General features: G+C 71.1%; 27 protein-coding genes. 15 read left to right on the forward strand and 12 right to left on the reverse strand.

The genetic code is table 11. The annotated features are described in order from the left end of the window. Positions 1-17 precede the first annotated feature (17 nt). Positions 18-2,438, reverse strand: a complete 2,421-nt coding sequence (locus ACO4JP_RS07530; RefSeq protein WP_425956758.1) for a flippase-like domain-containing protein — start codon at positions 2,436-2,438, stop codon at positions 18-20. 62 nt (positions 2,439-2,500) lie between these two features. Here ACO4JP_RS07530 and ACO4JP_RS07535 point away from each other — a divergent pair, with 62 nt between their 5' ends. Beyond that, a complete protein-coding gene (locus ACO4JP_RS07535; RefSeq protein ID WP_425957068.1) occupies positions 2,501-3,487 on the forward strand; it encodes a DUF1990 family protein in 987 nt (328 codons plus the stop codon). A 53-nt stretch (positions 3,488-3,540) separates the two neighbouring features. Here the strand turns inward: ACO4JP_RS07535 and ACO4JP_RS07540 are convergent, their stop codons facing one another. The 4 genes from ACO4JP_RS07540 to ACO4JP_RS07555 all read right to left on the reverse strand — a co-directional run bounded on the left by ACO4JP_RS07540 (position 3,541) and on the right by ACO4JP_RS07555 (position 7,518). Beyond that, positions 3,541-4,431, reverse strand: coding sequence for a ribosomal protein L7/L12 (locus tag ACO4JP_RS07540; protein WP_425956759.1), 891 nt, complete (start codon positions 4,429-4,431; stop codon positions 3,541-3,543). Between the two features lie 158 nt (positions 4,432-4,589). Then, a complete protein-coding gene (locus ACO4JP_RS07545; RefSeq protein ID WP_425956760.1) occupies positions 4,590-5,636 on the reverse strand; it encodes a hypothetical protein in 1,047 nt (348 codons plus the stop codon). A gap of 209 nt (positions 5,637-5,845) precedes the next feature. After that, a complete protein-coding gene (locus ACO4JP_RS07550) occupies positions 5,846-6,778 on the reverse strand; it encodes a sensor histidine kinase (protein WP_425956761.1) in 933 nt (310 codons plus the stop codon). Positions 6,779-6,846: 68 nt separating this feature from the next. After that, the gene (locus ACO4JP_RS07555; protein ID WP_425956762.1) at positions 6,847-7,518 is read right to left on the reverse strand and encodes a response regulator transcription factor; all 672 of its coding nucleotides are present in this window, start codon (positions 7,516-7,518) and stop codon (positions 6,847-6,849) included. 104 nt (positions 7,519-7,622) lie between these two features. Between ACO4JP_RS07555 and ACO4JP_RS07560 the strand changes: the two genes are divergently transcribed. Both ACO4JP_RS07560 and ACO4JP_RS07565 read left to right on the forward strand, forming a co-directional pair. Further along, positions 7,623-8,456 (forward strand): undecaprenyl-diphosphate phosphatase, encoded by an 834-nt coding sequence (locus ACO4JP_RS07560; RefSeq protein WP_425956763.1) that lies wholly within the window; start codon positions 7,623-7,625, stop codon positions 8,454-8,456. A gap of 60 nt (positions 8,457-8,516) precedes the next feature. Further along, on the forward strand, positions 8,517-9,263 hold the full coding sequence (locus ACO4JP_RS07565; protein ID WP_425956764.1) for an ABC transporter permease: 747 nt from the start codon (positions 8,517-8,519) through the stop codon (positions 9,261-9,263). Between the two features lie 11 nt (positions 9,264-9,274). On the opposite strand, the gene ACO4JP_RS07570 is transcribed toward ACO4JP_RS07565, so the two are convergent. After that, positions 9,275-10,117, reverse strand: a complete 843-nt coding sequence (locus tag ACO4JP_RS07570) for a hypothetical protein (protein ID WP_425956765.1) — start codon at positions 10,115-10,117, stop codon at positions 9,275-9,277. Then, on the reverse strand, positions 10,114-10,428 hold the full coding sequence (locus ACO4JP_RS07575; protein WP_425956766.1) for a PadR family transcriptional regulator: 315 nt from the start codon (positions 10,426-10,428) through the stop codon (positions 10,114-10,116). The genes ACO4JP_RS07570 and ACO4JP_RS07575 overlap by 4 nt, the downstream gene beginning before the upstream one ends. A 102-nt stretch (positions 10,429-10,530) precedes the next feature. On the opposite strand from ACO4JP_RS07575, the gene ACO4JP_RS07580 reads away from it, so the two are divergent. Beyond that, on the forward strand, positions 10,531-11,010 hold the full coding sequence (locus ACO4JP_RS07580) for a nitroreductase family deazaflavin-dependent oxidoreductase (protein ID WP_425956767.1): 480 nt from the start codon (positions 10,531-10,533) through the stop codon (positions 11,008-11,010). Between the two features lie 22 nt (positions 11,011-11,032). Here ACO4JP_RS07580 and ACO4JP_RS07585 read toward each other — a convergent pair whose 3' ends face one another. Beyond that, positions 11,033-11,485, reverse strand: coding sequence for a hypothetical protein (locus tag ACO4JP_RS07585; RefSeq protein WP_425956768.1), 453 nt, complete (start codon positions 11,483-11,485; stop codon positions 11,033-11,035). A gap of 15 nt (positions 11,486-11,500) precedes the next feature. Next, positions 11,501-11,638, reverse strand: coding sequence for a hypothetical protein (locus tag ACO4JP_RS07590; RefSeq protein ID WP_425956769.1), 138 nt, complete (start codon positions 11,636-11,638; stop codon positions 11,501-11,503). Positions 11,639-11,920: 282 nt separating this feature from the next. On the opposite strand from ACO4JP_RS07590, the gene ACO4JP_RS07595 reads away from it, so the two are divergent. From ACO4JP_RS07595 to ACO4JP_RS07620, 6 genes are all read left to right on the forward strand, one after another. Then, positions 11,921-12,787, forward strand: coding sequence for an ABC transporter permease (locus ACO4JP_RS07595; protein ID WP_425956770.1), 867 nt, complete (start codon positions 11,921-11,923; stop codon positions 12,785-12,787). Continuing rightward, positions 12,774-13,724, forward strand: a complete 951-nt coding sequence (locus tag ACO4JP_RS07600) for a carbohydrate ABC transporter permease (protein ID WP_425956771.1) — start codon at positions 12,774-12,776, stop codon at positions 13,722-13,724. Before ACO4JP_RS07595 ends, ACO4JP_RS07600 begins: the two co-directional genes overlap by 14 nt. Before the next feature lie 114 nt (positions 13,725-13,838). Beyond that, a complete protein-coding gene (locus ACO4JP_RS07605) occupies positions 13,839-15,341 on the forward strand; it encodes an ABC transporter substrate-binding protein (RefSeq protein ID WP_425956772.1) in 1,503 nt (500 codons plus the stop codon). A gap of 80 nt (positions 15,342-15,421) precedes the next feature. Further along, the gene (locus tag ACO4JP_RS07610; protein WP_425956773.1) at positions 15,422-16,072 is read left to right on the forward strand and encodes a YesL family protein; all 651 of its coding nucleotides are present in this window, start codon (positions 15,422-15,424) and stop codon (positions 16,070-16,072) included. Further along, a complete protein-coding gene (locus ACO4JP_RS07615; protein WP_425956774.1) occupies positions 16,069-18,678 on the forward strand; it encodes a beta-galactosidase in 2,610 nt (869 codons plus the stop codon). Before ACO4JP_RS07610 ends, ACO4JP_RS07615 begins: the two co-directional genes overlap by 4 nt. 2 nt (positions 18,679-18,680) lie before the next feature. Next, positions 18,681-19,925 (forward strand): ROK family protein, encoded by a 1,245-nt coding sequence (locus ACO4JP_RS07620; RefSeq protein ID WP_425956775.1) that lies wholly within the window; start codon positions 18,681-18,683, stop codon positions 19,923-19,925. On the opposite strand, the gene ACO4JP_RS07625 is transcribed toward ACO4JP_RS07620, so the two are convergent. The 3 genes from ACO4JP_RS07625 to ACO4JP_RS07635 all read right to left on the reverse strand — a co-directional run bounded on the left by ACO4JP_RS07625 (position 19,926) and on the right by ACO4JP_RS07635 (position 22,169). Further along, complete coding sequence (locus ACO4JP_RS07625) at positions 19,926-21,155, reverse strand: MFS transporter (RefSeq protein WP_425956776.1); 1,230 nt, start codon at positions 21,153-21,155, stop codon at positions 19,926-19,928. Between the two features lie 148 nt (positions 21,156-21,303). Further along, entirely contained in the window at positions 21,304-21,651 is a 348-nt protein-coding gene (locus ACO4JP_RS07630) for a hypothetical protein (RefSeq protein ID WP_425956777.1), read from the reverse strand. Beyond that, positions 21,648-22,169: a DUF4259 domain-containing protein gene (locus ACO4JP_RS07635; protein ID WP_425956778.1), complete on the reverse strand. Its 522-nt coding sequence runs from the start codon at positions 22,167-22,169 to the stop codon at positions 21,648-21,650. Before ACO4JP_RS07635 ends, ACO4JP_RS07630 begins: the two co-directional genes overlap by 4 nt. Between ACO4JP_RS07635 and ACO4JP_RS07640 the strand changes: the two genes are divergently transcribed. The 5 genes from ACO4JP_RS07640 to recQ all read left to right on the forward strand — a co-directional run bounded on the left by ACO4JP_RS07640 (position 22,132) and on the right by recQ (position 26,689). Further along, positions 22,132-22,560, forward strand: a complete 429-nt coding sequence (locus ACO4JP_RS07640) for a hypothetical protein (RefSeq protein ID WP_425956779.1) — start codon at positions 22,132-22,134, stop codon at positions 22,558-22,560. The genes ACO4JP_RS07635 and ACO4JP_RS07640 overlap by 38 nt on opposite strands. Before the next feature lie 194 nt (positions 22,561-22,754). Further along, the gene (locus ACO4JP_RS07645) at positions 22,755-22,880 is read left to right on the forward strand and encodes a hypothetical protein (protein WP_425956780.1); all 126 of its coding nucleotides are present in this window, start codon (positions 22,755-22,757) and stop codon (positions 22,878-22,880) included. A gap of 89 nt (positions 22,881-22,969) precedes the next feature. Further along, positions 22,970-23,806: a DsbA family protein gene (locus ACO4JP_RS07650; protein ID WP_425956781.1), complete on the forward strand. Its 837-nt coding sequence runs from the start codon at positions 22,970-22,972 to the stop codon at positions 23,804-23,806. A gap of 320 nt (positions 23,807-24,126) precedes the next feature. Beyond that, positions 24,127-24,801: a hypothetical protein gene (locus ACO4JP_RS07655; RefSeq protein WP_425956782.1), complete on the forward strand. Its 675-nt coding sequence runs from the start codon at positions 24,127-24,129 to the stop codon at positions 24,799-24,801. Between the two features lie 61 nt (positions 24,802-24,862). Continuing rightward, the gene (gene recQ / locus ACO4JP_RS07660) at positions 24,863-26,689 is read left to right on the forward strand and encodes a DNA helicase RecQ (RefSeq protein WP_425956783.1); all 1,827 of its coding nucleotides are present in this window, start codon (positions 24,863-24,865) and stop codon (positions 26,687-26,689) included.

Consider the following 26,689-nt stretch of genomic DNA (forward strand, 5'->3'; position numbering starts at 1 on the left):
CCGGGATGCGTCCGCGGCTAGAGCGCTCCCCGCCGCATCAACCGGCGCAGCGCTGCCGCGCCGATCGGGAGCTGCACCCAGAATGTCGCGAGCCGGAAGAGGACCGTGGCGGAGACGGCGACACCTGGCCGGAGCCCGAGGGTTGCCATCGCGGCGACGATCGCCACGTCGACGGACCCGATGCCCCCGGGTGTCGGGACGACCGACCCCGCCGCGTTCCCTGCGAAGTAGACGATCGTCACCTGGATCAGGCTGCGATGCTCGCCGAAGGCGGCCAGGCTGCAATAGAGCGCCATGATCCACGCAAGGTTCGTCACCACGATGCCCAGGATGGCGAGCGCGAGCTGGCGCGGATGACTGCCGAGGGTCACGAAGAGGGGCCAGGCCTGGCGGAAGACCGGCACGAGCCTCTTGCGCAGCCAGTCACGCAGAGGGCGGACCAGCAGTGCGGCTCCCACCGCCGCCACCACCGCGGCCAGGGTCAGCAACAAGGCCGGGCTCGTCGTGGGGATCGGGGCGCTGGAGGCGCCCGAGAGCACCGAGAGGACCACGATGAGCAGCACGGTGACGACGAACTGTGACACCTGCACCAGAGCGACCGTGGCCAGGGCGCGCGCGGCGGCGACCCCCCGGCGGATGAACATCCGGACGTTGAGTCCCGCGGGGCCGAGGCCCGCGGGCGCCGAGATCGCCACGAACGAGGCGGCGACCTGAACCTGGACGGTCCGCCAGAAGGGCAGCCGCTCGGGCGCGAGCGCGACATACGTCGTCGCCACGCCGACGTAGGTGACCAGGCCGAGCAGGAAGGCGGCGGCGCCCCACCGCCAGTCAGCAGCGGTGAGGGCCGCGCCGATGTCCCGGAGGTTGACAGTCGTCAGGACCGCCAGGACGGCGACCGCCGCGACGATCGCGGTGAACGCCTGGCGACCACCCAGCCTGACGAAGTGCGCCGGCTCCGTGTCGGCAGCCGGCCCCGGGCCGACGACGGCGTTCCGCAGCTCGCCCAACAGCTCGCGCCGGCCGCGCAGCTCCTCGCGTGTCGCCCGGGGGAGGGCCACGGGCTGAAGGAGCGGGCCGAGCGCTCGGAGCTCCTCCGGGGCGAGAACCGATCGCGCCGACTCGAGCGCGCGGTCGACGCCCGCGTGGGCGGCGAGCAGCGCCAGCATCTGGGCGAGGTCGACCCGTCGAAGGAGGTCCGACGCGGCGATCGAACCCGACTCCCACCCGCTGAACCACACCCGCGGCCGTGCGCCTGCATCGACCAGCACCGTCCGGGAGCTGAGCCGGCGGTGTGCGACACCGCGCCGGTGGGCACGCTGGAGCTCCTGCCAGATGCGGGTCCCCAGATCGTCCGTGAGCTCGGGAGCTGCGAGCTCGTGGAGCGGGACCGCGCCGGCGGGCCCGTCATGAACGATCACCGTCGAGTCCCGAGCCACGGCCACGCCGTGCACCGCCGGCGCACCCACCCCCGACTCGCGGACGAGGGACGTGACCGCGGCGAGGTGCTCGGCCGTCTCCCGGGCCGAGAGTGGCGGCGTCCCGAGCTGACGGAACCGGACCGCCTCCCACATGCGAGACACCAGGGCGACCGCCTGCCGGTCACCGTCGAGGACCGTCAGCTCGAAGTGTCGCCCGTCGTCGGCGACGAGCGCATAGCGACGGAGCTCGTCGTCCGGTCGGCGCACGATGCTAACGGGCTCCAGGCCTGCCCGACGGACCGCGCCGACGAGGTCGTCGCCGTACGCGCGGTCGGTGGGAACGCCGAGCGCGTACCGCACGGTCAAGCCGGACGCCCTCCCGAGGAGCAGCGCGAGTGCCGAGCCGAGCAGCCCCGCCTGGGCGGTGACGACCGCAACGCCCACAGTCACCCACACCGCATACCACGACCACGCAACGCTGCGCCGTTGGCGGCGAGGCCCGGCAACCGTCAGCAGGGCCGAGATCATCGCCAAGGAGACCGAGACGGAAAGCTCCGCCTTGCCGTCGCGCACGACGGAGAGCCCGCGCACCAGGTTCCCAGACCCGAACTCGTGTAGCAGGGCGATCGCCGACGCGCACACCACGACGCCGAGCACTCCCGCGAGGAGGCACATGGCGGCTTGGCGCGCAGCCCGCCGCGCCAGCAGCTCGGCAAGCACAGCCAGTGGGACGACCAGCGTGACGATGCGCTCGAGGATCGCTGCCGGGACGATCAGGAACTGCCGCAGCACGCCTTCCAGCCCCTGAACGTCCTGGGCCAGACCGGTCGTGGTGCCGCGGGCGAAGGAGGCCAAGAGCAACGTCAGGGCGACGCCGAGGAGCGACACTGCGATCCCCAACGCGTCGGACCGGTCGCGCAGCGCGTGCGGCACCGGCTCGTCCGTGATCGTGACGGCGCCCGGGCCGCCCTCACGCCCCTCTGCGGCGGCGGACCCTGGCGACTCGGCGCGCCCGGCCATACTGGCGACTTTAACCGCGAGCGGCCAGTGGCCGCCGAACCAGGCAGGATGTCGCCGTGAAGATGCCGCGCTGCAGTCCTCCTTCCGAACCGGTCATTTTCACGATCGCCGACGACCCCCCCAGACCCGCGGTCGACGCGGCGATCCGAGCGGCACTTCGGTCACAGCGCACCCGACTGGAATGTGTTCAGGTCGACGTCCTCTCCGACGACGCCTGGCCGGAGGAGCTCAACAGCGTGGTCGAGGTCGCGCAGGCGCGGCTACGAGCCGGCCGGGCGCGCGACATCACACTGGACCTCGACCCTCGCGACGACACGGACTTCGACATCGCCCTGGCGCTCGGTCCGTACACCATCGGGGGGACCGGGCTAAGCACCAGCGGGCACATCGTCTGGTCTTCTAACGACACGGGTTCCAGCGCGGGGTTCGAGCTGACGCCCGCGGAGGAGGAGGACGTCAGGGCAGCCATCACAGCCGCCGGTGGCGCCGCCGAGCATCTCGTGACCTTGTCGAGCCACCGCCTCAGCAGAAAGAGCCTGACGGCGCTGCCGGTCGGCGGGACCACGCCCGGCGCAGAGCGGTGGACGCCGCCGCATGGCTTCCGCGCCTACGAGCGCACCGTGCGCTTGGGAACCGGACCTGACGTCTGGACAGCAGCGTCCACGGCGGTCCTGGCGTGGGGTGTCAAGATCCGGAGCGGGTTCACGGTCGAGCCGAGCCACCCGTCCGGAGTCCGGCCGGGCGAGCGGTACTGGCTCGTCGCGCACCTCGGCCCGGTCCAGGTGCGCGAGCCGGTCGAGATCGTGGCGACCGTCGTGACGGATCAGAGGGCCGGTTTCGCGTACGGGACGCTGGACGGTCATCCGATGGTCGGCGAAGAAGCGTTCATCGTCCACCGAGACCAGGCGGGCGTCGTGTCTCTGACTCTGCGGTCCCTCACGCGCGCCGGCAGGGGGCGGTGGCGCCCGCTGTTCCCGCTGGTCCTGATCGCCCAGAGGGTCTATCGCGCCCGGTACCTCAGGGCTCTCGGCGGCGGGAGCGGCAGCTGAGCTCAGCGCCGTGCTCGCGACCGCTCCGACGGGTCCCCCGCGGCGCGGCGACCTCAGACCCGATGGACGGAGGCGCGCGCCCCCGCACGCAGGAGCGCGCGCAGAGCATCCGACGCCGCGTCGTCGTCGAGCCCGTCGACGACGACGCTGGGCCCGGTAGACGTGCGATCCACGAGGTCCTTCGCCTCCCTCAGGCCGAGGCCGGTGAGCGCGCGGACCTCCTTGATCGTGTGGATCGGCGAGTCGCCGGGATCGACGAGAACGAGCGCGATCCCCGGTCTGAGCGGGAGGTCCGCCACCGGGTGGCCCTCTGCGGCTGCGAGCACGTCGTCGGACACCTGAGGTACCCAGCGCACTCGCCGCATGCCGTCGACGACGACGCGATGAAGCAGCATGACGCACCCGACCCAGGCGACCAGTGCGACCACCGCCAGGGGGATCCCGTCAAGTCCCCAAAGGCTCCCGTCAACGACCACGGCGGTAAGGCCGAGAGCGAGGATCTTGGCAGCCGCGCCGGCGGCGGTGCGCAGGTTGCGAAGCGACTCGTCCGGCCCGCTCGTCGCGCGGACGCCGCGGAGCCGGAGGTAGGCGTGCGCCCGCCGCGCCTCGCTGGGGGTGAGGCCGCTCGCCAGTGTCCAACCTGGAAGTTTGGACCCCGCCGTCCAGCGCTCGGCGCGCGCGAGCGCCGCCACGAGGGGGGCGGGCCGCGGGTCGAACAGCGCCAGCACGCCGGTCCGGTCGAGGGCGCCCTCGTCGAGCACGCGAACTCGCTCGTCGCTCACGCCGCGGGAAGCGGCGCGCGGGCGGATCGAGGACTCGAGAGCCACGATCGCGATGTACCAGAGAACCCAGCGCCACCAGGTGTCGCCGTCGGGACGCGGGGACGCGACCAGCAGCACGGCGCTGGCCGCGGTGAGGAGCAGCAGCCGCCGCGCGATGGTCATGCGCGGAGCGTGTCATAGCCGCGCAGATCACGTCAGGGTGAACCGCATCCAGGACCGTTGGCGCCGGGCTCCTGACGCCGAACGGATCCACCGGATCTCGCGCGACTGGTCCGGTGAGCGCCGCCGTGGACGCGGTCCACGGCGGCTCTCACCGTCGCCTACGGCTGGACTGCGTAGGGGACGCGCTCCCAGCTCAGCACGTGCTCGGCGCCCGGCCGGTTGATCGTGACCGAGAGCCAGTCCTTGTTGTTGTCGGACCCGTCCACCGTGATCCGCTGGAGGTTCTCGGCCGAGCCGGTCACACCGTAGGTCGTCAGCCACGGCGAGCCCGCCGCGAGCGGGTGATCGCTGTTGTAGATGTGGCTGTCACCGTTGATCAGGTACGCCTCGCCGTCGAACGTGCTCGACTCGTCGACGATTGCCTGGACCAGCGGCTGGAAGGCCGAGATGTCCTTCGCGAAGACCGGCGTGTAGGTCGGGTCGAACATGTCCGCCTGCTGCATCAGCACGACGGCGCGGTCGTGCCGCTGACGCGCCTGCGCGAACGCGTCGTGCACGACGGCGATCGCGTTGGCCATGCGGGCGTCCTCGGCCGCGAGCTGCTCGGACGTGGGCTGCGTGTTGCCGATGCCGTCCCAGGCCTGGCGGCCGTCGTTGCTGCCCACCACGTCGTAGACGGCGAAGTCGACGCCGTCGCGGCGCAGCTCCACGTTCTCGGGGAACCCGGCATCGGACTGCGAGTCGAGGCGCACCGGGTTCTGGCCCAGCGACCAGCCCGGGGTGGAGAAGAACACGGAGCGGTCGAAGGCCAGCCGCTCCAGAGGGTTGTACCCGCCGTTGTTCGCGCGGTGGCAGTCGGTCCACTCGTTGTCGCCGGGCACATACACCAGCGGGTTCACGAACGCGTCGAAGTCCGACTTGATCGTGCGGTACAGCTGGTCGTCGCAGCGGGTGGACCCGTTCTTGATGTCGCCGACGTGGAACGTCATTGCCGGGTCGGCTCCGTTGATCTGGTCGACCCACTGCGGGAACAGCGCGAGCTGGGCGGCGCCGTAGGGCACGTCGCCGATGACTGCGAAGTGGTAGTGACCCGGCTTGTCCTGGCCCGGTGCCGCGGTGGCCGCGGAAGCCGCGGTGATGCCGACGGCGCTGACTGCCGCGACGGCGACGGCCATGGAAAGCACCGAGCGTGCGGTTGCTCGCATGAGGTTCGCTCCTCGATCACGAGGTGTGGTGTCTGCGCCCCGGCAGGGTGCCGGAGGGCGCAGCCCTACCTTGGCCGCGCGATCCCAGACGGGGGCCAACGAGCGATGAACCGTGCGTGAATAGTCAGCCCACGGCACGAGTCGTCCGGGTCTCACGCCCTGACAGATGCGCGTCGCACGAACGGGAATCCGTGAAGGGGAGTGCCGTCTCAGGCGAGCGGCAGGGTCAGGACGACGGTCGTGCCACGCTCGGAGGTGTCGGCGACCGTCACGGACCCGCCGTTGCGCACGGCGAGGTCGCGCACGAGCGCCAGCCCGATCCCGAACCCGGTGCGCCTCACGGCTCCCGGGGCAGCCGGCGGATCGGCGTGAGCAAACCGGTCGAAGATCCGCTCCGGCGCGATCCCGCGGATCCCGCCCGCGTGGTCCGTGACCGAGAGGTCGGCCTCGCGGCCGCGAGCATGCAGCCGGACCACCACGTCCGCGCCGTCGGCGGAGTGGTTCACCGCGTTGTCGACCAGTGCGGTGACGCAGCGCCGCAGGCTGCTCTCGGGGATGCGCACCTGTACGGTGGGGTCGTGCTCGAGCTCGATGGTGATGTGGCGCGGTGCGGCCAGCACCCGCATCGTGTCGATCGCGGCGGCGCTGGCGGCGACGGCGTCGGTGGGCGGGGCGTGCGGGTCCGGCGGGTCGCCCCCGGCCGCCAGGAGCAGGTCGTTGACGATGTTGACGAGCGTGCGCGAGTCGGTGCGCAGCTCGCTGATCGCGCCTGCTGAAGGGTCGTCGGGGGCGGTGCGGTGCTGGAGCAGCTGCAGGCGAGCGTCCAGCGCGGCCAACGGCGTGCGGAGCTCGTGGCTCGCGTCGGCGACGAACGTGCGCTGGATGCGCAGCGCCTCCCCGAGCGGTCGCACGGCGCGCCTCGCGATGAGCCAGCTCACGGCGCCGGCGAGCACGACGGCGACGGCACCGATGGCCACGAGCGCCACGATCAGGTCGAGTGAGTCGACGTAGATGCGGTGCTCACCGGGCTGGAGCGGCTCGATCACCTCGCCGGGCCGTGACCGCTGGAGCACGGCGAGGACGGCCCCGCCGATGATCACCAGCACGAGCAGGCAGGTCGCTGCGGTGATCTGCCGGCTCACGGAGCGCGCCGCCCGGCGCACGGCGCCGGCGTCGCTGTCCGCCTCAGGGACCCCGTTCCAGCGGCGTGTCACAACGACCCCAGCCGGTAGCCCTGGCCACGGACCGTGACGACGATTCCCGGGTCGGTCTTGCGGCGCAGGTAGTGCACGTAGGCGTCGACGGTGCCCACCTGGCCCTCGCCGGCGAAGACGGCGGCGGCGATCTGCCGGCGTGAGAACGTGCGGTGCGGCTGGCGGGCCAGCAGGCGAAGCAGGTCGTTCTCCTTCGGTGTGAGCACCACCGGCGCGTCGTACGGGGAGTACAGGCAACGGCTGTCCGGGAAGTACTCCCAGGTGCCGATCGCGACCGCGTCCTGCTGCTCGCCGTAGATGCGGCCCAGGGCACGGAGGCGCGCGAGCAGCTCGTCGAACTCGAACGGCTTGACCAGGTAGTCGTTGGCGCCCGCATCCAGCCCGGTGACCTTGTCGGGCACCGTGCCCAGGGCCGTCAGCACGAGGATCGGCGTGGCGATGCGCGCGCGGCGCACCGCCGCGACGATCTCCAGGCCGTCGACGCCGGGGAGGCGCCGGTCGACGACCATGAGGTCGAACTCGCCGTGGAGCGCGGACTCGAGCCCGTCGATACCGTCGGTGCACAGCGTCACCCGGTAGGTGTCCGAGAGGTAGTCGGTCATGACCGGCCCGAGACGCGCATCGTCCTCGACCAGCAGCAGCCGCGGAGCCGCTTCACCGTCCGCCATCAGTGCCTCCCACCCCATCGCGTCGACCATGCCTGCGCGCGCCCAAGATTTCGCGAAGGTACGCCTTCCAGGATTCTTGGTGTCGGCGCGCAAGGCTGCCGCCCATGAACCTGCTGTCAGCGATCCTGCTCGGCGTCATCGAGGGCGTGACCGAGTTCCTGCCAGTGTCCTCGACCGGCCACCTGACGATCACCGAGAAGCTGCTCGGGCTGCCGGTCGACGACCCCGGCGTGACCGCGTTCACGGCGATCATCCAGCTCGGCGCGATCGTCGCCGTCGTCCTGTACTTCTGGCGGGACATCCTCACGCTGGTGACGGCGTGGGCGCGCGGGCTGCGCGACCGCGAGGCCCGCGACCAGGACTACCGGCTGGCGTGGTTCGTCCTCGCTGGGTCCGTGCCCATCGGCATCATCGGGTTCTTGGCCCGTGACATCGTCTCCGGCCCCCTGCGCAACCTGTGGGTGGTCGTCGGGGCGCTGCTCGTCTGGAGTGCCGTGATGTGGGCCGCCGAGCGGGCCGCGACGCTGCGGAAGAGCGAGCGGAACCTGTCCCTCGCCGACACCGTCGTGATCGGCCTGGTGCAGTGCCTGGCGCTGGTGCCGGGAGTCTCGCGCTCCGGTGCCACGATCAGCGCCGGCCTGTTCCGCGGCCTGGACCGCGTCGCGGCCGCCCGGTTCTCGTTCTTGCTGTCGATCCCGGCGCTGGTGGCGGCCGGTGGCTATGAGGCCGCGACGAGCGCGGGAGACCTCAGCGCCACGGTGGGGTGGGCTGCGACCCTCGTGGCCACTGCGGTGAGCTTCGTCGTCGCGTACGCCGCGATCGCGTGGCTGCTCGGGCTGGTTGCGCGGCGGCCTATCACCATCTTCATCCCGTACCGGATCGGCCTGGCGGCCGTGGTCGCAGTGCTGCTCGGGGCGGGCGTCATCAGCGCGACCTGATCCGCCGCACGACCGGTCCGGTGGTGCGCTGTGAGCACTGGACCGGCCACGATATGGCTCATGTCCGAGACGCTGATGCGCGCGGCCGTGGGAGTGGCCCTGCTGGTGGCCGTCGCCACCGCCGTCCTGTGGGTGGCCCACGTGCCGCGGCGCTGGGCGCCGGCGTGGGCCGTGCTGCGGGGCGCGGTCCAGCTCGGGGCGATCAGCCTGGTGCTGCGCGGCGTCATCGGGGAGCCGCGCTGGGTGGCCCTCGCCGTCGGCGTGATGTTCACGGTCGCCGTGACGACGGTCGCGCGTCGGCTTGGGTTCAGCTGGTCGCGGCTGTTCCTGGTGGCCGCCGCGATGGCGGCGGGCGTCGTCGTCGCGCTCGGGACCGTGTTCGCCACCGGGGCCGTGGAACCGTCCGCGCGGTATGCCCTCGCGCTGGGCGGCATCGTGATCGGCGGGTCGATGACGACGGCGACGCTCGCCGGCCGCCGGCTGATCGCCACGCTCCAGGCGCGATGGCCCGAGGTCGAGGGCTGGCTCGCCCTGGGCGCGACGCGGCGGCAGGCGACCGCGGCGATCGCCCGCGAGGCCGCCGCCGAGGCGCTCGTCCCCTCCATCGACCAGACGCGCACGACCGGCCTGGTCACGCTGCCCGGCGCGTTCGTCGGCGCCATCTTCGGCGGTGCCTCGCCGATCGACGCCGGGCGGTTCCAGATCGTCGTCCTCGCCGCGATCCTCGCTGCGGGGTCCGTGACCGTCGTTCTCCTCCTGCGGGCGCTGGCCCCCGTCTCGACCCGGCCGCAGGCGCTCACGCCGTAGCCGGGGCCGCGTCAGCCTCGGCTGAGCGTGAGCTGTCGTAGGCCGGCGCCCGCGGCGAGCCCCGTCGCGACCGCCAGGAGTACGACCGTGGCGACCCAGCTCGGCACGAACGGCGTCGCGAGAAGCCCGAAGTCGCCGGCGAACACGCTCGGGTCGCCCGCCCGCACCCGCAGGCCGAAGACGAACGCGAGGACGGTGGCGGCCGCCATGGCGACGGTCAGCACCAGCAGGGCCACCGCGCGCAGCCGCGCGGGCTCGTCCGCCGGGACGCGCCGCAGCACGGCGGTCGCCGCCCACGCCGTCGTCGCGATCACCGCGACTCCGGCCAGTGCGAGGAGCGAGAAGGCGAAGACGTTGGCACCCGAGTGGACGGCGTGGCCGTCCGAGATCGCCGTCGCGACACGCAGCACGCCGAACCACACCGCGACTCCGACGACGGGGACGGCCACGTAACCCCAGACGCGCGGCTGCTCCCCGTGCAGCAGGGCTAGCGCTGCCGGGGCCGCGGCCACCGCCAGCGCGAGCAGCGCCACCACGGCTGCCACAGCGAGGAAGCCCCAGAGGCCCCCTGCGGCGGTGTCCTCCGCGAGCTTCTGGAAACCGATGACGGCGACGGCGAAGATGCCCGCCGCCCAGACGGCGGTCGCCATGGGGGACCGTGTGGTGGACATCAGCAGCTCCTCGGAGTCCATGCGGGCGCGTGCCGCGCCCCGCAGCGAGTCGACGATCAGGAGGGGGTGGCGCTGAACGCGCAGGTCACGCAACAGTTGGGCGTACTCGGCGCTGTACCGGCGCCGCCAGCCCTGCGGGTAGCACGCCAGGAGTGCTTGGACGAGCTTCGGGTCGCGGGTCATGCCAGATCGAGCCTCAGCCGGGTCAGGCTCAGGTTCGCGAGCCGCTGCATGCGGTTCGCCTGTGCCGACAGCTCGGCCGCGCCCGCCGAGGTCAGGCGGTAGGGCCGGCGGCGCCCGTCGGCGGGGAGGGGCTCGATCAAGCCCCGCTCCTCCAGGCGTCCCAGCGCCGCGTACAGCGTCCCTGGCCCGAGGGTCACGCCGGCATGCTGCGTGATGTCGAGGGTGATCGCGTACCCGTGCTTCGCGCCGTCGGCGAGGCTGGCCAGCACCAGCAGCGCCGGCTCGGCCCAGCGGCCCAGCTCGTCGACCATGTGCACTCCTCTTCGTCGCGCTCTATCGCCGACCGTACTACGTCCGACGATATAGCGCTCGGTGAAGAGGTGACAACGGCAACAGCCGAGCAGGATGTCGGTGTGAAGTCGCCGCTCCGCACCCTTCGCGCGGGCGTCGCCTGGGCCGCGCGGACCTCGTGGTTCCGGCGCGTCGGCCCACGGGTCATGCCGCCGTTCGAGCGGGCCATGGCCCGGCTGACCAGGGAACGGGTCACGGCGAGCGGGCTGCTCCTGCCCTCGCTCGTGCTGCACACCGTCGGTGCCAAGACCGGCCTGCCGCGGCAGGCCGAGCTCATGTGCGTGCCCGACGGCGGGACGTGGCTGGTCGCCGGGTCGAACTACGCGCGGAAGGTCCATCCCGCCTGGAGCTGGAACCTGCTCGCCGACCCCGACGCCGAGATCGCCTACCGCGGCAGGCGCATACGTGTGACCGCCGCGCTCGTGCCAGACGACGAACGCGAAGCCGTCTGGGCCACCCTGGAGCGGCAGTACCCCGGCTACCGGAAGTACGAGACCGCCTCGGGTCGAAAGCTCCGCATCTTCCGCCTCGCGCCGCGGTAGCCCTTGGCCGGCGATGCAGTGATCACTCGTCGCGGGTCGTTGCAGTCGGCATGAGCCGGCAGGCTTCGGTCGGAGCAGACGGGTCTTCATGTTCGATCTCGAACACGCACTCACTGCATTCGCCCTCGGCGAGGATGTGCTCGCGCCCGTCATGACCACACGCCGGGCAGTCCCCGAAGCGTGGAGTCGAGCGATCGAAGAGCCTGCGCCGGCCCGCAGCCGCCGTCGCGTGCCAGAAGGGCTGGCGAGTGAAGCCAAGTCGATCGAGCTGCGCGGGGGCGGCCCGTGGCGTCCATGACTGGCCGAGGTCGTCCACCAGCGTGAACTGAGGGTCTGGGATCTTCAGCACTGCGCGAATGGACTCGCGCACGTCCTCCTCGACGGCAGCGGCGCTGGCTACCTCGGTCGAGAACGAATCGATGACTGCGATCCACCTCTCCGGCGCAACTGGGAAGACCTCGACGATGAATGGCACCCGGGATCAGTGCTCCTAGCCCGTGAAGCAGAACCTTGCTCGATGCGAGGCAAGGTCGGCCGTCATCGTCTCATCGACGTCGCGCCGTGAGCCACGGGGCGGCGTGCGCGTGCGCACGTGCTCGTCGGAGTCGTCCATGAGCAGCTCGAGCACCGCTCGCGACGTCCTCGTGAGGTCGCTGGCTCGGCGAAGGAGTCACGAACCGGACATCGTGACCATTTCGTAACCTGCACACTCTTGCGCGAGTTTTTCCGATGGTTAGATTTAGGCGCGACCGAACCAGAAGCGCACCGGCAGCGAGGCCGACGCTCGAACCGCAGAGAGGCGGGCGCACTGGTGCAACTGCAGGTGGAAGCCGAGCATCGCGTTCTCACGCCGGTAGGGAAGCGGAAGCCGCTGCAAGGACGGATCCGCAACAGCAGGGTCCTGATCCTGATGTGCATCCCGGCCATCGTCTTCTTTCTCGTCTTCAGCTACGCCCCGATGCCGGGCGCGTGGATCGCGTTCACCAACTTCAACTACCGGGACGGGATCTTCGGCAGCCCGTTCGTGGGACTCCGCAACTTCGAGTTCCTCATCAAGTCGGGCCAGCTCTGGCTGCTCACCAGGAACACGATCCTGTACAACCTGGCCTTCATCGTGCTGGGGAACACCCTGCAGATCGCGCTGGCCATCATGCTCAACGAGATCCGGTCGAAGTACTTCAAGAAGATCAGCCAGGCGGCGATGTTCCTGCCGTACTTCATCTCCGTGGTGCTGGTCGGGGTCATCGCCTTCAACCTGCTGAACTACGACACGGGGGCGCTCAACACGCTCATCCAGCAAGCCGGCGGCGACCCGGTCAAGATCTACAGCATGGCCGGCGCCTGGCCGTTCATCATCATTCTCTGCCACCTGTGGCAGAGCGCCGGGTACGGGTCCATCGTCTACTTCGCAGCGATCATGGCCATCGACAGCTCATTGTTCGAAGCGGCAGCGATCGACGGGGCATCCGCCTGGCAGCGCATTCGCTACGTCATCCTCCCGAGCCTGCGACCCACGTTCGTCATCCTGCTCCTCTTCTCGCTGGGCGGGATCATGAGGGGCAACTTCGGGCTCTTCTGGAACCTGGTCGGGAACAACGCGGCGCTGTATCGGACCACGGACATCATCGAGACCTCCGTCTACCGGATGATCATCTCGCAGAACAACTTCACGTCCTCGACCGCGGTCGGCCTGTACCAGTCCCTCTTCGGGTTCGCCCTCGTCATGCTGTGCAACTGGATCGTGCGAAGGGTCAACGAGGACTATGCGCTTTTCTAGGACCAAGGACGCGCGGCCGGCCTCGATCGTCGCGCGCGACCGGGCGCACAAGGTCAAGCTCGACTCCAGCGACCGGACGCTGCGCGGTGTCTCGTACGTCGCGGTCACGCTGTTCGCGCTCTTCTGCGCGCTGCCGTTCGTGCTCATCATCTCGGCGTCGCTCTCCAGCGAGTCCGAGATCATGAAGACGGGCTTCGGCCTGCTGCCCAAGGGCTTCACGTTCACCGCCTACGAGTACATCTTCCGGGCGCCGCGGCAGATCATCGGCTCCTACGTCGTGACGATCGTGATGACGTCACTGGGCACCGCGATCGGCCTCTTCATCATCGCGATGACGGGCTACGCACTCCAGCGCAAGGACTTCCCGATGCGGAACGGGATCTCGTTCTTCATCTACTTCACGACGCTGTTCTCTGCGGGCCTCGCGCCCACGTACATCTGGGTGGCGCGTTATCTCGGCCTGCGCGGGTCGTACCTGGCGGTGTTCCTCCAGCTCCTGATCACGCCCTGGCTCATCATCCTCATGAAGAACTTCGTGCGGTCCGTACCGTACGAGGTCGTCGAGTCCGGAAAGGTGGACGGAGCGGGAGACTTCCGCATCTTCCTCCAGCTCGTCCTGCCCATGATGAAGCCGGCTCTCGCGACCGTCGGTCTGTTCCTCGCGCTGGGGTACTGGAACGAGTGGTATCTCTCGTCGCTCTACCTGGGCAGCACCGTGGAGTTCAAACCGCTGCAATACCACCTGTACAACATCATCAACACGGCCAACGCGCTGCGAACCTCCGTCGCCGGATCGAACGTGAGCATCACCGAGCTGCCGTCCAACACGCTCAAGATGGCGAGCGCCGTCGTCGCCACCGGACCGATCGTGATGCTGTACCCCTTCGTCCAGAAGTACTTCGTCAGCGGCATCACCGTCGGGGCCGTGAAGGGCTGAGATCTCGCCCGTCATCGCCCAGGCACACGCACCGGCACCATCTCACCAAGTCAGGGAGTCTCAATGAGGAGAATGTCTCGTGCCAGCGCGGGGGTTGTGACCCTTGCTCTGGCCATGAGCACCGTGGCCCTCGCGGGCTGCAGCCCGGAGAGCGAAGCGTCCGGAAAGCCGACCCAGATCACGATGCTCGTCCTGGGCGACAAGCCCACGAACGGCCATCTGGAGGCGATGCTCGCGAAGCTGAACAAGAAGCTGACGAAGGAGGCGAACGCCACCCTCGACCTGTTCTACGTCGAGTGGGCAGACTGGCAGACCCAGTACAACGTGCAGCTCCTCTCGGGTGACGACAACGTCGACCTGATCACGACGGCCACCGACTGGCTCTTCGCCTGGGAGAACGCGGGCAAGGGCGCGTTCCTCCCCCTCGATGAGGAGATGCTGAAGGCGAACGCGCCCAAGACCTGGGAGCAGGTCAACGCCGACGGGCACTGGGACCTGACCAAGCTCGACGGGAAGATCTACTTCATCCCGGAGGACAACTACACGCAGTACACGAACCACGGCATGTTCTACCGCGGCGACTGGGCCACCAAGGCGGGTATCCCGAACGGCACGATCACCAGCTTCGAGCAGTTCACCACCTACTTCCAGTGGGTGAAGAAGAACGTGCCGGACGCCTACCCGTGGGACGTCGCGGGCGCGAACGAGGCCGCGCTCACGGGGTACCTCCAGGGGCACACGGACAACCAGACGATCCAGCAGATCAGCGCGGGCAACTACTACCCCTTCCAGACCACGGAGTCCGACCCGAATACGGTGACGTCGTGGTACATGGAGGGCGACGAGCTGCTGCAGGCGGCGCAGCTCGCGAAGAAGTGGAACGACATCGGCGTCTGGCGCGAGGACGCGCTGAACTACGACGGCCAGACCCGTGAGGAGTTCTACGCGGGCCTGTCGGGCGCGGACCAGCACCACACGCAGACCTTCGTCACCCAGGTCGTCCACAACATGAACGAGAAGCAGCCCGGCTCGGACCCGAAGTTCTTCTACTTCGGCCAGGAGAACGGCAACGTCTTCAAGGACATCCTGACGCACGGTGCGATGGCCGTGAACGCGACGTCGAAGAACCCGGAGAAGGCCCTCCAGGTCTACGACATCCTCCGGAACGACAAGGAGGCCTACATGCTGCTCAACTTCGGCATCGAGGGCACCGACTACGTTCTGACTGACGACGGTAAGCTCGGCTACCCCGCAGGCTACGACTCCTCGACCGACGCGCTCGGCTCGAACTTCTGGGCCGGCCGCATGGACGAGTTCGAGCCGGACAAGGTTACGGACGCGCCGAACAAGTGGGACCTCTACAAGGAGCTCGACGGCGTCGCCAAGGACTACCCGTACTCGACGCTCGTGGTGAACAAGGACGCGATCGACCCGACCCTCGCGGCGATGGGTGGCGTGCTCTCCGAGTACATCCCGCAGCTCCAGTACGGCAAGTTCGACGACCCGGCTGCCGCCATCGCGGAGATGCGCCAGAAGCTGAAGGACGCCGGCTACGACGACGCGCGCGCCTCCATCCAGGCCGACCTCGCGAGCTGGTCGAAGGAGCACCCGCAGTAGTCCGCTGTCACACCGAGTGCTGTGCGAGCCCGTGCGATCAGGTGCGCGGGCTCGCACAGCCCGTCCGAGAGGCCAGACGAATGAGCGAGCTCTTCGCCGCCGACTCACCACTCCTGCGGTTCCTGACGAAGGTCGCGGACGTGATGATCCTCAACCTCCTGTTCGTCGCGACATCCATCCCGGTCGTCACGCTCGGAGGGTCGCTCACCGCGCTCCACCACACCGCGATGAAGCTCGCGAGGAACGAGCCCACGGAGGTGGCGCGGGACTATCTCCAGGCGTTCCGCAGCAATCTCCGCCAAGGCACCCTCCTCAGCTTGACGCTCGCGGGCCTGGCGCTGGTCCTGACCGCGTGGTACGTCGTCGTCGAACACCTCGGACTTCCGGCGCTCGTGCAGCTCGTGCTCTATGGCGTCCTCTTCCTGGTGGGTTTCCGGTTCGTCATCGCGGCGCTGTTCGCGTTCCCCTACCTGGCGACGTTCGAGAACAGCGTGTGGGAGGTGCTGAACAACTCCCGCCTCATGTCGCTGCGGCACCTCCTGGCCTCGCTCACCGTGCTCACCCTGACGGCGCTGCCCATCGTCATCACCGTCTTCTACCCGGCGGTCACGGTGTACGGCCTGCTCTGGTTCGCCGTCGGCTTCGCCGGGGTCGCCTTCGTGAACGGCGTCGTGTTCACGAACGTCTTCGACCGGTACGCGACACCTGCTCCGGCGGTGGGGGCGCAGTGACCGTCGGGTTGAGCACCTCCGGCCTTGTGATCGACGGCCAGGAGCAGCTGCGGCTGTGCGCGTCCCTGTTCTACTTCCGCCTCCCGCGCGAGGTCTGGGCCGCGCGCCTGGCGGCGGTCCGCGCTTCCGGCTACGACCTCGTGGATGTCTATCTCCCGTGGAACTTCCACGAGGTCGCCCCGGGCCGCTGGGACTTCTCGGGCCGCCGCGACGTCGGCGCCTTCCTGGACCTCGCGCACGAGGCCGGGCTCGGCGTGATCGCCCGCCCGGGGCCGTACATCTGCTCCGAGTGGGACGGCGGCGGCCTGCCCGCATGGCTCGGCCTGGAGGAGGGGCTGCAACTGCGGCAGGCCGAGCCCCGCTACCTCACGGGCGTCGAGCAGTGGTTCGAGCGCGCGCTGCCGCTCCTGGCGCAGCGCGAGCACGGGCGGGGCGGGGCCGTCGTCGCCGTCCAGCTCGAGAACGAGCTCGACTTCTTCGACACCGCCGACCGCGCCGCCTACGTCGGGCACCTGCGCGACCTGGCGATCCAGCACGGCATCACCGTCCCGCTCGTCGCGTGCGCGGGCCAGGGCGACCTGACCGGGGCGACGGGCGGAGTCGCCGGCGTCTTCCCGGCCGCGAACTTCTACCCCGACGACAGGTCGCCGGACATCGAACCCGAGGTCCGCCGGTACGCGGACCTGCTCGCCGAGTCGGGGCAGCCACTGCTCGTCACCGAGACCAACCGGCAGCACGCGACGCTGCGCCGCCTGCTCGTGAGCGGCGCGAAGGTGATCGCGCCCTACCTGCAGGCGTCGGGTTTCGACCTCGGCTGGACGCCGTCTGTCGGCAACTGGGGCAACCCGGGCGGCTTCATGGCGCACGACTACGACTTCGGTGGCTACATCGATCCTGTCGGGGCCGTGCGCCCCGAGCACGCGGAGGCCCGCGTGCTGTCCGCCGTCCTGCGCACGCTGGGTGCGGCCCTTGCCCGCGCCGTCACCGAGGCCGCCGACGGCGCCTTCCGCACCACGGCCGCCACGACCAGCTCGCCCTCGCGCCTCCTGCTCGACGGCGGTGGCAGCCTCCTCGGCGTCCCGAACCTCACGGGCAAGCCCGGCGCCGTCACGCTCCCGCAGGCCGACGGCGTCCCGGAGGTCACCGTGCCGCTGCCCGCGGCGTCGTGCCTGCTGGTGCTGCGCGACCTGCCGCTCGACCGGTTCGGGCTGGTCGGCACCCTCCGCCTCGCGACGGCGGATCTGGTCGGGGCGGGCCCGGACGGTCTCGTGCTCTCCGCCAGGGCCGCGAGCGTCGTCGTGCTCCAGTCGCCCGACGGCGACCCCGTCCTGGTCGAGCTCGTCGAGCCCGCCGCCGGCTCCCCGGTGAAGGCGAACGTCGTCTCGGGCGACGTCGCGTGGGACGTCGTCGTTCTGCATCCCGACGACGTCGGCGAGGCCCCGCGGGGCACGCCCGCGCGGTTCGACGACGGCGCCATCACCGTCGTCGTCGACGACGCGGTCCGCCTCGACCTGTCGACGCGCACCCCCCGGACCACGCCGCACGAGCTCGCGCCCGCGTCGGAGGCGGTGGGCGTCCACCGCGGCCGCACCCACTACCGCGCCGACCTGGCCGGAGTGCACGAGCTGGTGCTGGAGGGTGCGGCGGACATCGTAGACCTGACCCTCGACGACGAGGTCCGGCCGACGCTGGTGCCCTTCGGCGCGTCGGTCGTGGTGCCGACGGGCGGTGCCCAGCGCCTCGAGGCCACCGTCGAGACCTGGGGACACGCGAACTTCGACGACGCGCGCCTGCCCGCGCTGCGCCTGGGGTCGCTGCGGGGGCTCGGCCGCGTCTGGTCCGTCGTCGCGCGGGAGGACGTCACGGCGCTCTGGTCTGTCGAGGCGGGCGAGGCGGGCGAGGCGGGCGCGGCAGGCAGGGCGGGCGCGGGGTGGCCGGGCCGGCCCGCGCCGATGCGCGGCCTCGCAGGGTGGAGCAGCACCCGCATCGGTGAGCCGGTCACGTACCGGCGCAGCCTGCCGGTCGCCGTCGGGCACCATCACGCCCTGCGGTGGCAGGGCGTGGAGGGATCGGTGCGCGTCACCGTGGACGGGCATCCCGGCGTCGTGACGCGGGAGGACCCGTGGGTCCACCTCGCACCCGGCGAGGGCAGTGACGTGGCCGTGACGATGCCGCACCGTCCGGGGGCGTCGTTGCGGGCCGAGCTGTTCCGGCTGGAGCCGGTGCGCGGCTGGGAGGTCGAGGCGCAGCCGGACCACGCGATCGACCTGCTCTCGACGCAGCACGCACCTGGGACCGCCGTCCGGCTGCCCCTCGCGCTGAAGCCCGGGGAGGAGACCTGGCTCGACGTCGTCGTGCCGGCCGGCGGGCTGTCGCTGCGGTTCGAAGGCCGGCAGGTGCGGGTGGCGGCCTTCGCGCACGGCGAGCTGCTGGGTCGCGTGTGGCTCGAGGACGCCCAGCGTCCCCGGTTCACCGGGGGAGACCCAGGGCGGCTGTGGCTGCCCCGCGCGTGGAACGACGCCACGCTCCGGCTCCTGGTCCGTGCGACCGTAAGCGACGAGTCCCCGATACTCGGGGGTGTGCAAGTCACCGCGGTCCAGGAGTGAGCATGGCAGTGCCCAGGCGGACGTCCCGCGACATCCGCAGCGAGTCCCGGCTCGACGTCATCCACGCCGTGCTCTCGGCGGGTGAGACCACCCGCAACGAGGTGGCCCGGTCCACCGGGCTCAGCCCCGCGACGGTCGCGACGGTGATGGGCGAGCTGATGGCCGAGGGGATCGTCGCGGAGACGCGGCTGACCGTGGGGCGGGTCGGGCGCCCGACGGCGACGCTCGCGATGAACGCCTCCCGCGGCCGTGTCGTCGGCATCGACGTCGCCGAGACCTACGTGCGCGCCATCATGTTCGACGCCGCCCTGAACCAGGTGGGCTCCCTCGAGGAGCCGCGGGACGAGCACGAGGTTGCCCCGATCGTCGTCGTCGAGGGCATCGGCCGGGTGGTCGACGCGCTGCTGGCCACCACGGGGACGGCTCGCGCCGACGTGCTCGGTGTCGGCGTCGCGCTGCCGGGCGTGGTGCAGGGGGCGTCCGGGCCGTCCGTCGTCGTGCCGCACTGGGGCTGGCACCGCGTCGAGCTCGACAGGCTGCGCGACCGGGTGGGGTTGCCGCTCGTCGTCGACAACCCGCTGCGGGCCATCGCGACCGCCGAGCTCTGGTTCGGGCGGGGCCGCGAGTGCTCGAGCCTCGTGACCATCAACCTCGGCACCGGCGTGGGCGCGGGCATCGTGCTCGAGGGGCGGATCCTGCGCGGCGCCACGAACTCTGCCGGGGAGTGGGGGCACTCGCTCCTCGTCCTCGACGGACGCGAGTGCCGGTGCGGTCGGCGCGGCTGCGTCGAGGCGTACGTCGGGGCGCCCGGGATCCAGGAGACCCTCCGCGAGATCGCCCCGGACCACCCGCTGGTCGACGTGGACACCCAGCCCGACTTCATCGCCGCGCTGGCCGCGGCGGCCGGGCGCGCGGACGCGCCGTCGGGCGGGGACAAGGCGGTCCAGGAGACGATCGCGCGCACCGCGTACTACCTCGGCTCTGCGATCGCGGACCTGGTCGCCGTGGTCAACCCGGAGGTCGTGACGCTGACCGGCTGGACGACGTGGCTGCTCGGGGAGCACCTGCTGCCCGCCACACGGGCGCACCTCGTCGACCAGGCGCCGGGCCGCTCGGCCGCCGACATGGCGCTCGAGGTGTCCACGGTGCGGGGGAACTCGGTCGCGGCCGGGCTCGCGACCATCGCGCTCGAGCGGTTCCTCGCCGACGCCGGCCTGCTGACGACGCAGCTGCCGACGGCGCTGTGATCAGCGGCGAGCCCGCGACCCCAGCAGGACGCCGGCGATGCCGAGCACGACGAACACCGGGATGATCAGGAACGCGGTGTGCACGCCGGCCTGGTCGGCAAGCGCGCCGAGCAGGAAGGGCACGACGCCGACCGCGACCGAGGACGCCACCATCATCACGGACTGCGCGGAGTCGACGGGGCCACGGGCGGTCGCCAGGAACATGGCGCCGCACAAAGGCCAGAGCAGCCCCACCCCGAGCCCCGCGAGGACCAGCCCGGCGATCGCGACCGCAGGCGACTGAGCGGTCCAGAGGACGGCCCAGCCCGCCGCGGCGGCGACGAAGGACCCGGCGACCAGCCACCGAGCCGGCCAGCGGCGGGTGGCAGGCCCGGAGATCAGTCGGATGAGCGCCATACCCCCGACGAAGCCCGCGATGCTCCCGGTAGCGACCCCCACGGACGCTCCCGTGGCCTCCTGGATCAGCGACGCCGCCCAGAACGTCGTCGCGAACTCGACCGCGGTCCCGGCAAGCGCTGCGACGAGCAGCAGCCAGCCGTCGAGGCCCAGCGTGAGACGCTCGCGGGCCGGAGCGTCGCCGTGCTTGACGGCGACGCGCGGCGCGCGGTCACCCGCGGGGATGCGCGCCCAGACGAAGAGCGCGGCGCCCGCGAGCGGCACGGCCGTGAGCAGGCCGGCGCGCCACCCGAACCCGGCGGCGACGGCGGCGCCCAGGACGAGCGGTCCCATGACTCCGGCGACCGTGCCCAGCCCGTTGCCCACGGTCAAGGTCGCGCCTGCGCGCGGGCCGTGGTGAAGGGCCAGGCCGGCGGTCCCGGCACCGATCCCGAGGGTGCCGCCCGTCGACATGACGACGACGGCGAGCAGGCCCGGGACGAGCGCCGGCGACGCGACGAACACGGCGAGGCCCGCGACCATGAGCGCGCCGCTGACCAGCAGCGTGGTGCGCCGCCCGAGCGCCGGGACGACACGCGGGAGCAGGAGGCCCGCAGCGCACGCACCCACGGCGAGGGCGGTGCTGTGCAGTCCGATGAGCGTGTCCGACAGCCCGCGCTCGCTGCCGAGCAGCTGAGTAGCGGGGCCGAACATGTACAGGACCCAGCCCCACAGCGCGAAGGTCAGGTACATCGACCAGGTGAAGCGGTCGTTCGACCGAGGGGCTGCCGGTGCGGTGGTGTGCAGCGACTCCTGGGCGAGCGGGCGCAGGAGGGTCTGGTCGTCGTTCGGCACGGGGTTCCTTGGCGGCATGGAGTCGGGGTCGATGGCGCAGATCTGCGCTCACCTGGCATTGACAGGGTGACGGCATGACGGCCCGCTGCCAAAAGCGTGGCCGAGCAGGACTGCAGGTTCGACGCGCACGGCGAGAACCCGCGGGTTGTCAGCGCCGGTAGCTTCCACCGATCGGGTCGTGAAGCTGGACCTGTCCGGAGTCGCGCCAGTTCAGAAGGAATCCCGCGGGCACAGGAGCCCACGGCGTGCAGCCTCCGTCGTCGAGCGCGCTCCGGGAGATCCGCCGCGGCCCGAGCGTCTCCTCGCCGAACTCGGCCAGTGACATCGACCCGCTCGGGCGGGTGTTGCCGTGGACCTGGGACTTGCGCAGCCCGGCGTCGCGCAGCATGCGGAGGGCGGCAGCGGGGCTCTCGGCTCGCACGGCGATCCTCGCCACCCACCCGCTCGCGCGGCCGTCCTCGACCGAGTACACGAAGACCTGATCGTCGAACGTCATGGCGAAGCCGGGGCCGCGGCGCGGGCGATCTCGAGCCATTGGTCGAGTTCGTCCGCCTCCTCCCACAACTCATACAACTCCGAAGAAAGGCTACCGTCGGTCACACGGTCGATCTGGGTACGGACCCACTCGACGCGCGCAGGCGTCAACTGGTCCGAGAACGCGTCGAGGTCAAGATCGGGAACCGGGTTCGCAGCGAGCCCGCGAGTTGCTTGGACCAACGCGCCGAGTGCGACCGCGATCTGACCGCCGTCAACGTCGACGTAGGCAGGATCCTCGAACGCCCACATGATGTTCTCGAACGTGAAACGGCCTTGCCGGATGTTTGCCACCAGGTCGGCGGCGCCGTCGTTCTCAAACGGGCCGATGCCCCAAGCTCCCATGACCGGCGATTCTAGGGAGCGCCGCGACGACAGCGCTCGCACCGGCTCGCCTCCAAACAGCCCGCGGCCGGCTTTACCGACGACTACCGTCGCTCGGGTGGCCACGTTCGACGACATCGCCAGCACCGCCGTCATGGTGCCGATGCTCCCGTGCCTCGACGTCGACGCCATGGCCGCGTTCTGGACGGCGCCCGGCCTCGAGCGCACCTACAGGCAGATCCGCCCGCACCCGTACGTGATCCTCGAGCAGGGCACGATCTCGCTGCACTACTACGGCATGGACCCGTGGGACCCGGCCGAGAGCCACTCGTCGTGCGCGATCGCCGTCGTCGAGACCCGGCCCCTCTACGAACGGTTCGCTCAGGGAAGCGCGAGCTGCACGGCAAGGTTCCGGTCTCCGGCTTCCCGCGCATCACGCGGCCGCGCGAGCGCGCCAACAACGGCGGGCTCAGCGGCTTCAGCGTCATCGACCCGCCCGGGAACTGGGTCGTGTCAGCAGGGTCGCGCGGGAGCCGGTCGAGAGTGACGGCGAGCGCGTCACGTGGACGTCGTCGGGCGGCAGGAACCTCGCCAAGGCGCTCGAGAGCTCCTTCGTCCTCGCCGACTCGTACGACGACGTCAAGCAGGCGCGCAAGGCACTTGGCGGGGCGCTGCGGTGCGCCGCGGCTGACACGCCCGGACGACCGTGCGCGGGCGCTCGCGTACCTCGTGGAGCTGGCCGTGCGGGGCGAAGACGTCGCGTCCGCGCGCGGCACGCTCGCAGAGCTGGAGGCACTGATGCCGGCGCTCGGCGAGCAAGCGGCGACGCTGCGCGACGACGCCCGGCAGGTCGTGGCGGAGGCCTGACCAGGTCTGGCGTGCAGGTCGCCGCGCCGCTAGCCTCGCGCCAGCTGTCCGGCCGGGCAGGGACCCGGCCGAGCAGCAGAGGGACGACGATGCCGACGACGAACCCGAACCTCACCAAGGCGCAGCGCCGCGAGGCGGCGCTGTCCGAGGCGCTGGCACTGAAGAAGAAGCAGGAAGCGGCCGACCGCCGCGCCCGCGTCGTGACGATGAGCGTGCTGGGCGTCGTCGTGCTCGCTCTGGTCGGGATCGTGGCGTTCCTGTTCGTCCGCGACCACCGCACCGACGCCGCGAACCCGGTCGACGAGATCCCGCTCAGCCAGGTCGCGGACGTGCCCTCGACGGCGCGCGACGACGGTGGCATCCCGCTCGGGACCGACCGCTCCGCCGGAGGCCCGTCGACCGACGGCGTGCCCGAGGTTGCGGTCTACTTCGACTACATGTGCCCCAACTGCGGCATGTTCGAGCAAGCGAACCAGGCCAACCTGGAGTCGCTGATCCAGGACGGCGCCGCCAACGTGGTGATGTTCCCGGTCTCGATCCTCGACCGAGTCTCGCAGGGCACGGGTTACTCGACGCGCGCCGCGGCAGCGTCGGCGTGGGTCGCGGACAAGGCGCCTCGGCACTGGCTCGACTTCCACGAGGCGCTATACGTCGGCCAGGCAGAGGAGCAGACTCCGGGGCTCACGAACCAGCAGCTCGCCGACCGCGCGGAGCAGGCCGGAGTGCCAGCCGACGTCGTCGCCGGCATCGCTTCGGGCGAGGCTCGCCGGACGTTCGGCCAGTGGGTCTACTCGGCGACCGGCGCGATCTCGGCCGACCCCACGTTCCAGGGGACCCCGACCATCAAGATCGGCGGCAAGCGCTGGGACGGCACCTGGACCGACCCGGCCGCGCTGCCGCAGGCCGTCGCCGACGCGACGAAGTAGGTCAGCCGAGGCCCAGGCAGTACGCCAGCACCGCCTGCTGCACGGGCAGCAGCGACGCCTTGAACCCGTACCCCACGAACGCCCCGCCCGGCTCGACGGCGTCGGCCGAGACCTCCCTGCCGCGCGTGAACGGCTAGACGGCGGCGACGTCGTCGGCGGTCCAGTCGTCCAGGCTCACCAGGCTCACCAGGCTCACCAGGCTCACCAGGCTCACCAGGCTCACCAGGCTCACCAGGCTCAGAGGCATCCGCCGAGCGTAGGGGAATGTCGCCCGGAAAATCGGCGCCGCTCCGGACCCTTCGCACCGCTACGGTGCGCGCATGTCCTCGACACCGGCTCCGATACTCGTCTCGTCGCGCAACCCGGAGGAGTACCGCGCGTTCTTCGCGCTCACCTCCGCAGACCTCGCGTGCCGGGTACTCGACTGCTCCGCCGGGGCGGCGGGGTTCGCCGCGGCGGTCAACGCGGCGGGCGGGGACGTCACCGCCGTCGATCCCGTGTATTCCGATCTCGACGCCCTACGGCTCGAGGTGGAGCGCTCGGCCGCGGACGGCGTCGCGATCATCGACGCGCACGACTCGCGGTTCACCTGGGGCTGGTACGGGTCGCGCGAGCGGCGCCAGGCGCTGCGCGACGACGCGCGCTCCGCGTTCCTCGCGGACCTCGCGGCTCACCCGGAGACGTACGTCGTGGGCGGCCTGCCGGCGCTGCCGTTCGACGACGACGCGTTCGACCTCGCGCTCTGCTCGCACCTGCTGTTCACGTGGGCCGACGTGTTCGACGCCGAATGGCACCGTGCGGCGCTGCGGGAGCTGCTGCGTGTCGCGCCGGAGGTGCGGGTGTTTCCGCTGGTGCGGCAGGGTGCGGGGGAGCCGGTCGAGTTCCTGCCCGCCCTCCTGGAGGAGCTGCGAACCGAGGGGCGTACGGCCGAGGTGCGCAAGGTCGGGTACGAGTTCCAGATCGGCGCGGACGAGATGCTGGTCCTGCGGCGCTGACTACGCACCAATCTGGGGACAACCGCGGACCGTCGTCGGACCCGGTCGCTAGGCTCCCCGCGTGACCATCGAGACGACGACCAGCCCCGCGCTCGACGTGCTGCGCCGCGTCTTCGGATACGACTCCTTCCGTGGCGAGCAGGCCGCGATCATCGACACCGTCATCGACGGTGGCGACGCACTCGTGCTCATGCCGACCGGTGGCGGCAAGTCGCTCTGCTACCAGATCCCGGCGCTCGTCCGCGCGGGCACCGGCGTCGTCGTCTCGCCGCTCATCGCCCTCATGCAGGATCAGGTGGACGCGCTCGCCGCGCTCGGCGTGCGGGCGGCGTTCCTCAACTCGACGCTCGACGGCGAGCAGCGGCGCGCGGTCGAGCGGGCGTTCGAGGACGGCGACCTCGACCTGCTCTACCTCGCGCCCGAAGGGCTCCGGACGCGGGCCATGCTCGACCTGCTCGACCGCGGGCACATCGCGCTGTTCGCCATCGACGAAGCGCACTGTGTGTCTCAGTGGGGCCACGACTTCCGGCCCGACTACCTCGAGCTCTCGATGCTGCACCAGCGCTGGCCGGACGTGCCGCGCGTCGCCCTCACCGCGACGGCCACCGCGGCCACGCGGACGGAGATCGCCCAACGGCTCGACCTCGGCGGGGCCCGGCACTTCGTCTCCAGCTTCGACCGCCCCAACATCCAGTACCGGATCGTCCCGAAGGACCGCCCGGAGCGGCAGCTGCTGGAGCTGCTGCGCACCGAGCACGTCGGCGACGCGGGGATCGTCTACTGCCTCTCGCGCGCGTCCGTGGAGAAGACGGCGGCCATGTTGGTCGAGAACGGCATCGAGGCGCTGCCGTACCACGCGGGCCTCCCCGCGCAGGTCAGGGCAGTGAACCAGGCGAGGTTCCTGCGCGAGGACGGCCTCGTCATGGTCGCGACCATCGCGTTCGGCATGGGCATCGACAAGCCCGACGTGCGGTTCGTCGCGCACCTCGACCTGCCCAAGTCCGTGGAGGGCTACTACCAGGAGACCGGCCGCGCGGGCCGTGACGGCCTGCCCTCGACGGCGTGGCTCGCGTACGGGCTGGCCGATGTCGTGCAGCAGCGCCGCCTCATCGAGACGTCCGACGGCGACGCCGCGCACCGGCGCAACCTCAACGCCCACCTGGGCGCGATGCTCGCGCTCTGCGAGACGGTCGAGTGCCGACGGGCGCAGATGCTCGCCTACTTCGGCGAGGAGCACGCGGGCGACTGCGGCTCCTGCGACACCTGCGTCGCGCCGCCCGAGGCCTGGGACGGCACCGTCGCCGCGCAGAAGGTCCTGTCCGCGGTGCTGCGGCTCGCGCGCGAGCGGGGGCAGAGCTTCGGCGTCGGGCAGGTGGTCGACATCCTGCTGGGCCGGGACACCGAGAAGGTCCGGCGGTTCCGGCACCACGAGCTCTCCGTGTACGGCGTCGGGACGGACCTGGCCGAGCCGGAGTGGCGGGCCGTGGTGCGGCAGCTCCTCGCGCAGGGCCTGCTTACGGTCGAGGGCGAGCACGGCACGCTCGTGCTCACCGAGGCGAGCGGGGAGGTGCTGGCCCGACGCCGCGAGGTGCGGATGCGGCATGAACCTGCGCGCGCCGCGCGGGTCGCGAAGTCGCGCAAGACGAGCCCCGCGGCCGACGTCGCCGAGGCCGACGTCCCGCTGTTCGAGGCGTTGCGCGCCTGGCGCGGGGGCGAGGCGAAGGCGCAGGGCAAGCCCGCGTACATCGTGTTCGGCGATGCGACCCTGCGTGCGATCGCCGCCGCCCGGCCGGGAACGCTCGACAAGCTCGCGACGATCAGCGGCGTCGGCGAGAACAAGCTCGAGCGCTACGGCGAGGCGGTGCTCGCGGTGGTCGCTGATGCCTGA

This window comes from Xylanimonas sp. McL0601, from assembly GCF_049852175.1.
Taxonomy (GTDB): domain Bacteria; phylum Actinomycetota; class Actinomycetes; order Actinomycetales; family Cellulomonadaceae; genus Xylanimonas.

What these genes read in the sequence shown, in the direction of transcription:
- ACO4JP_RS07530 (WP_425956758.1), bottom strand. Translation starts at nt 2,438, where the DNA reads ATGGCCGGGCGCGCCGAGTCGCCAGGGTCCGCCGCCGCAGAGGGGCGT.
- ACO4JP_RS07535 (WP_425957068.1), top strand. Translation starts at nt 2,501, where the DNA reads ATGCCGCGCTGCAGTCCTCCTTCCGAACCGGTCATTTTCACGATCGCC.
- ACO4JP_RS07540 (WP_425956759.1), bottom strand. Translation starts at nt 4,431, where the DNA reads ATGACCATCGCGCGGCGGCTGCTGCTCCTCACCGCGGCCAGCGCCGTG.
- ACO4JP_RS07545 (WP_425956760.1), bottom strand. Translation starts at nt 5,636, where the DNA reads ATGCGAGCAACCGCACGCTCGGTGCTTTCCATGGCCGTCGCCGTCGCG.
- ACO4JP_RS07555 (WP_425956762.1), bottom strand. Translation starts at nt 7,518, where the DNA reads ATGGCGGACGGTGAAGCGGCTCCGCGGCTGCTGCTGGTCGAGGACGAT.
- ACO4JP_RS07560 (WP_425956763.1), top strand. Translation starts at nt 7,623, where the DNA reads ATGAACCTGCTGTCAGCGATCCTGCTCGGCGTCATCGAGGGCGTGACC.
- ACO4JP_RS07565 (WP_425956764.1), top strand. Translation starts at nt 8,517, where the DNA reads ATGTCCGAGACGCTGATGCGCGCGGCCGTGGGAGTGGCCCTGCTGGTG.
- ACO4JP_RS07570 (WP_425956765.1), bottom strand. Translation starts at nt 10,117, where the DNA reads ATGACCCGCGACCCGAAGCTCGTCCAAGCACTCCTGGCGTGCTACCCG.
- ACO4JP_RS07575 (WP_425956766.1), bottom strand. Translation starts at nt 10,428, where the DNA reads ATGGTCGACGAGCTGGGCCGCTGGGCCGAGCCGGCGCTGCTGGTGCTG.
- ACO4JP_RS07595 (WP_425956770.1), top strand. Translation starts at nt 11,921, where the DNA reads ATGTGCATCCCGGCCATCGTCTTCTTTCTCGTCTTCAGCTACGCCCCG.
- ACO4JP_RS07600 (WP_425956771.1), top strand. Translation starts at nt 12,774, where the DNA reads ATGCGCTTTTCTAGGACCAAGGACGCGCGGCCGGCCTCGATCGTCGCG.
- ACO4JP_RS07605 (WP_425956772.1), top strand. Translation starts at nt 13,839, where the DNA reads ATGAGCACCGTGGCCCTCGCGGGCTGCAGCCCGGAGAGCGAAGCGTCC.
- ACO4JP_RS07610 (WP_425956773.1), top strand. Translation starts at nt 15,422, where the DNA reads ATGAGCGAGCTCTTCGCCGCCGACTCACCACTCCTGCGGTTCCTGACG.
- ACO4JP_RS07620 (WP_425956775.1), top strand. Translation starts at nt 18,681, where the DNA reads ATGGCAGTGCCCAGGCGGACGTCCCGCGACATCCGCAGCGAGTCCCGG.
- ACO4JP_RS07630 (WP_425956777.1), bottom strand. Translation starts at nt 21,651, where the DNA reads ATGACGTTCGACGATCAGGTCTTCGTGTACTCGGTCGAGGACGGCCGC.
- ACO4JP_RS07635 (WP_425956778.1), bottom strand. Translation starts at nt 22,169, where the DNA reads ATGACGGCGGTGCTGGCGATGTCGTCGAACGTGGCCACCCGAGCGACG.
- ACO4JP_RS07650 (WP_425956781.1), top strand. Translation starts at nt 22,970, where the DNA reads ATGCCGACGACGAACCCGAACCTCACCAAGGCGCAGCGCCGCGAGGCG.
- ACO4JP_RS07655 (WP_425956782.1), top strand. Translation starts at nt 24,127, where the DNA reads ATGTCCTCGACACCGGCTCCGATACTCGTCTCGTCGCGCAACCCGGAG.